Consider the following 4755-nt stretch of genomic DNA (forward strand, 5'->3'; position numbering starts at 1 on the left):
ACAGGGAAATGACTGTATTATTGCGACCAAAAGACCTGCACAGGCCAAGTCTAGCGGGGCTTGTTGCGTTCGTTGCTTTTTATTTCAACTGTCACAGCCATGGCGTATAAGATATTATCCCCATGACTTTTACTTTACCGGCAGTTTGCAAAAAGATTATGGCGAGATCCAAAAGTAGTGGTCGCTGGTTAAAAGAGCACTTTGATGACCATTATGTAAAACAGTCGCAAAAAGATGGCTGGCGATCCAGGGCCAGTTATAAACTTCTGGAAATTCAGGAGAAGGATAAAATCTTTCGCTCAGGCATTCGGGTGGTTGATCTTGGTGCGGCACCCGGTGGCTGGTCTCAGGTAGCTGTTGATTTGGTTGGTGATCAGGGCCGGGTGGTTGCTTCTGATATTCTGCCAATGGACCCCATCGCCGGGGTTGACTTTGTTCAGGGTGACTTCACAGAAGATACGGTGCTGGAACAAATACTTGAAACCATCGGTTCGGACCGGGTAGACCTTGTAATTTCCGATATGGCCCCCAATATGAGTGGAGCACTCTGTGTTGATCAGCCCAATGCCATGTACCTTGTGGAACTGGCACTGGATCTGTCCAGGCAGGTATTGCGTAAAGGAGGTGTTTTCCTGGTGAAGGTATTTCAGGGTGAAGGCTTTGATGCCTATCTGAAAGATATGAAAACCAGCTTTGGCAAAGTGCAGACTCGCAAGCCTACGCCTTCCAGGGCGCGCTCAAGAGAAGTATATCTGCTGGCCACGGGCTTCAGGGGATAATACCGGGCGTTGAAATAATAGGATGCATTAATCAGCATGATAGAAGACAATTACTGTCACACCGTCCGCTGATCGTGTATCGTTGCAGATAAGCATTAATACATAATCCCAGCGAGCCAGGGGACCGTGCTCAATATAAACGATTACCTGAGGCTTAAGTACGCTCAAGAGAGGTTAGCCCCTTGAATGATATGGCAAAAAATTTGATTCTCTGGGTCATAATCGCCTTGGTGCTATTGACCGTGTTTAAAAACTTCGATGGCATGCAGTCGTCTACCCAGAAGGTTGCCTATTCTGATTTCATCAGCATGGTAGAAAATCGTCAGGTCAGTAAGGTCGTCATCGATGGTTTTACCATTACCGGCATGTTAAACAACAGTGAGCGTTTTGAAACCAATCTGCCGCCCACTGTGCCAGACAACAAACTTATGGATGAACTCCTGCTGGGTAAGGTACAGGTTGAATCCAAGCCTATTGAAAAGCAGAGTATCTGGACGCAGTTATTGGTAGCCAGCTTCCCGATTCTGGTGATTCTTGCGGTATTTATGTTCTTCATGCGCCAGATGCAGGGCGGTGGTGGAGGTCGTGGCGGTCCCATGAGCTTTGGCAAAAGCAAGGCCCGCCTGCTGTCTGAAGATCAGATCAAAACCACTTTTGCCGATGTAGCCGGCGTTGAAGAAGCCAAGGAAGATGTTCAGGAACTGGTGGACTTCCTGAAGGATCCCGGTAAATTCCAGCGTCTGGGTGGGCGAATTCCCCGGGGCGTTCTGATGGTTGGCCCTCCGGGTACCGGTAAAACCCTGATCGCCAAAGCGATTGCCGGTGAGGCCAAGGTTCCATTCTTTACCATCTCCGGTTCTGACTTTGTCGAAATGTTCGTAGGTGTTGGTGCTTCCCGTGTCCGCGACATGTTTGAGCAGGCCAAGAAGCAGGCACCCTGCATTATCTTTATTGACGAGATTGATGCAGTCGGTCGTCATCGTGGTGCCGGTATGGGCGGTGGTCACGATGAGCGTGAACAGACCCTTAACCAGCTGCTGGTTGAGATGGATGGTTTTGAAGCGAACGACGGTATTATAGTAATTGCCGCTACCAACCGTCCGGATGTTCTTGACCCTGCGTTGTTGCGTCCCGGTCGTTTTGACCGCCAGGTTGTCGTTGGCCTGCCTGATATCCGTGGTCGTGAGCAGATCCTCAAGGTTCATATGCGCAAGGTTCCGGTTTCTGACAATGTGCAGCCTTCGGTTATCGCCCGTGGTACTCCGGGCTTCTCCGGTGCCGACCTGGCCAACCTGGTTAATGAAGCGGCGCTTTTTGCGGCACGTGCTAACCAGCGTACGGTGGGTCAGAAAGAGTTTGATCTGGCGAAAGACAAAATCATGATGGGCGCTGAGCGCAAGTCCATGGTTATGAGTGATAAGGAGAAGAGCAATACGGCTTATCACGAAGCCGGTCATGCCATTGTTGGTCGATTGGTACCGGACCATGATCCAGTCTACAAAGTGAGTATTATTCCGCGAGGTCGGGCGCTTGGGGTTACCATGTTCCTGCCTGAAGAGGATCGCTACAGCCAGAGCCGCCAGGCACTGCTTAGCCAGGTATGCTCGCTGTTTGGTGGCCGTATCGCCGAAGAGATGACGCTGGGCAAAGATGGCGTAACAACCGGTGCTTCCAATGATATCCAGCGCGCTACCCAGATTTCCAGAAGTATGGTGACCAAGTGGGGCCTTTCTGAAAAGCTGGGTCCGCTGCTCTACGATGAGGATGAGGGTGAGGTTTTCCTGGGTAAAAACTACGGCAGTGGTGGTTCCAGGATGAATGTTTCCGGTGAAACGGCGAAGATCATTGATGAGGAAGTTCGTCGGGTTGTTGATGAATGTTATACCCGCGCTCACCAGATTCTCCTCGATAATCGCGACAAGCTGGATAAAATGGCCGAGGCTCTGATTCAGTACGAAACCATCGATAGTGATCAGATTGATGACATCATGGCTGGCCGTGAAGTTCGCCCTCCAAAGGATTCGGGCGATAACGATGACAGTGGTGTTAAGGCTGCTGCTGATGAGTCTGAAGTGACGCCTGACGACAAGACTGAAGACGGTGATAAAAAAGATTCAGGCGGTTCGATTGGTGGCCCTGCTGGGGAGCACTGATCGTCAGTCAGGTCTATGATTGTGAAGGGCAGGTTTATCCTGCCCTTTTTTTTTGTATCTGCCAATTTGTCGATGAATCATGGTTATCGGTATTTGTGGCTACTTTTGGTATACCCACTTCAGGGGGGAGTGATTGGTCAGGGTTGCCATCTGTGAATAATCACTGTCCGGAGATCTGAGGAGTTTTCATGAGCAACGAATTTAAGTTGAATTGTGCAGGGAAAATACTGGATCTGAATAGGCCCAGGGTTATGGGGGTTTTGAACGTTACACCGGACTCTTTTTATCAAGGGAGCCGCTGTGCTGATAACTGGCTGAATGTCGCCGAGCAGATGATCAAGGACGGGGCGGATATTCTGGATATTGGTGGTGAGTCGACACGCCCCGGTGCTTCAGGCGCGCCAGGCCAGGAGCAGGAAGTAGAGCGGATTCTGCCGGTTATCGAAGGTTTGGCATCGCGCTTCAACGTCATTATCTCCATTGATACCAGCTCTCCTTTGGTGATGAAAGAGGCGGTAAAAGCGGGCGCGGGGATTATTAATGATGTTCGGGCGTTACACCGTGAGGGGGCGTTGGAAGCTGCAGCAGAAACGACCGTTCCCATTATTTTGATGCACTCCCTTGTTGATCAGCCTGAGCCCGGGTTCGTACCTGTCTATGGTGATGTGGTTAAAGAGGTCAGCCAGTATTTGCTGGCTTGTGTGGAGCGCTGTGAGAATGCCGGGATTGCCAGAGAGCGCTTAATACTGGACCCGGGCTTTGGGGGCGGCATGTTTGGTAAAACGCCGGTGTACGATCTTGAAATGCTGAAGGGCTTCCGTCGCTTCCATGAACCGGGTCTGCCGGTATTGGCGGGTATGTCCAGAAAGTCCTTTATCGGGGCAACGTTAGACCGGGACGTCGAAGACCGGCTCCCGGGTAGTCTCGCTGCAGCCATGCTGGCTGTCCAGGCCGGTGCTCATATTATCCGTGTGCATGATGTCAGGGAAACGGTTGATGTCCTGCGTTTGCTTCAGGCTGTTGACGAGGCGTAGCTTTTTCATTTCAAATAATGGTACCCGCCAATCTGGAGAGGGTAAATCCAGAGTGGTGGGTAGTCACTCGCTATCATTAAGACTTTAAAGTCACTTACTCCGGTAAATCCCCCTTCACTTTTCAACATAATTAGCTAACCCTATGAGAAATCCAATATTTCTTACAACTCCAGTTACATGGTTACGGCTATTTATTAATAACGTCAAAAAAATACAGAGAACTAAGGAACTAAAAGAGATAAACACAAGTCAAAAAGAATAAATTTCAATAAATCAAAAATGGGGTAAATATTATGAACGGAACCACAAGCCTTTCCGGCCAATATTACCAGCCCGCTACTGAGTATAATCAAGAGGACAAATGTACTATTTGTATTGAAAGTTTCGCAGAAAAAGAAGTATCGGTCACCACATGCGCCCACAATTTTCACACATCCTGTCTAGAGACTCAGCTAAAGTACAGTGAAGTCTGTCCTATATGTAGAACTCCTCTCATAGATAGGATAATCCAGCGATTGGACTCATTTGTTCATAGCTTGATAGCAGCAGGTAACATGACACCTACCCCGCAAGTGGAGGAACCTGACCGATGTCATTCGCGTTTGTTAAACTTGATAGAAGCTAGTAACCTGTTATTAGCCCTTGGTAGATTAACCCAGCAGCTTTCACCCTTTGAGATAAGAGCACTTCTTGACTCCCTATTGCCTGAAAGTCCTTCGGATTCTGGCTAGGAAGCTGTCCGAGAATAGCGCCCGTAGCGAGGATTGCGAGAAATTGAGGATAAAAATT

General features: G+C 49.3%; 4 protein-coding genes. All 4 read left to right on the forward strand.

Annotated features, from left to right (window positions below; all coding sequences use genetic code 11):
• Positions 1 to 158 precede the first annotated feature (158 nt).
• The 4 genes from rlmE to KDK15_RS21175 all read left to right on the forward strand — a co-directional run bounded on the left by rlmE (position 159) and on the right by KDK15_RS21175 (position 4697).
• Complete coding sequence (rlmE, locus tag KDK15_RS06890; RefSeq protein WP_257294630.1) at positions 159 to 779, forward strand: 23S rRNA (uridine(2552)-2'-O)-methyltransferase RlmE; 621 nt, start codon at positions 159 to 161, stop codon at positions 777 to 779.
• Between the two features lie 191 nt (positions 780 to 970).
• Positions 971 to 2932, forward strand: a complete 1962-nt coding sequence (ftsH, locus tag KDK15_RS06895; RefSeq protein WP_257294632.1) for an ATP-dependent zinc metalloprotease FtsH — start codon at positions 971 to 973, stop codon at positions 2930 to 2932.
• Between the two features lie 188 nt (positions 2933 to 3120).
• Positions 3121 to 3966 (forward strand): dihydropteroate synthase, encoded by an 846-nt coding sequence (folP, locus tag KDK15_RS06900; RefSeq protein WP_257294631.1) that lies wholly within the window; start codon positions 3121 to 3123, stop codon positions 3964 to 3966.
• Between the two features lie 293 nt (positions 3967 to 4259).
• On the forward strand, positions 4260 to 4697 hold the full coding sequence (locus KDK15_RS21175) for an RING finger domain-containing protein (RefSeq protein WP_373691345.1): 438 nt from the start codon (positions 4260 to 4262) through the stop codon (positions 4695 to 4697).
• Positions 4698 to 4755 lie beyond the last annotated feature (58 nt).

The organism is Endozoicomonas sp. YOMI1 (assembly GCF_024606345.1).
GTDB lineage: Bacteria > Pseudomonadota > Gammaproteobacteria > Pseudomonadales > Endozoicomonadaceae > Endozoicomonas.

Coding starts and splice junctions, on each gene's coding strand:
- ftsH (WP_257294632.1), top strand. CDS start 971: ATGGCAAAAAATTTGATTCTCTGGGTCATAATCGCCTTGGTGCTATTG.
- KDK15_RS21175 (WP_373691345.1), top strand. CDS start 4,260: ATGAACGGAACCACAAGCCTTTCCGGCCAATATTACCAGCCCGCTACT.
- rlmE (WP_257294630.1), top strand. CDS start 159: ATGGCGAGATCCAAAAGTAGTGGTCGCTGGTTAAAAGAGCACTTTGAT.
- folP (WP_257294631.1), top strand. CDS start 3,121: ATGAGCAACGAATTTAAGTTGAATTGTGCAGGGAAAATACTGGATCTG.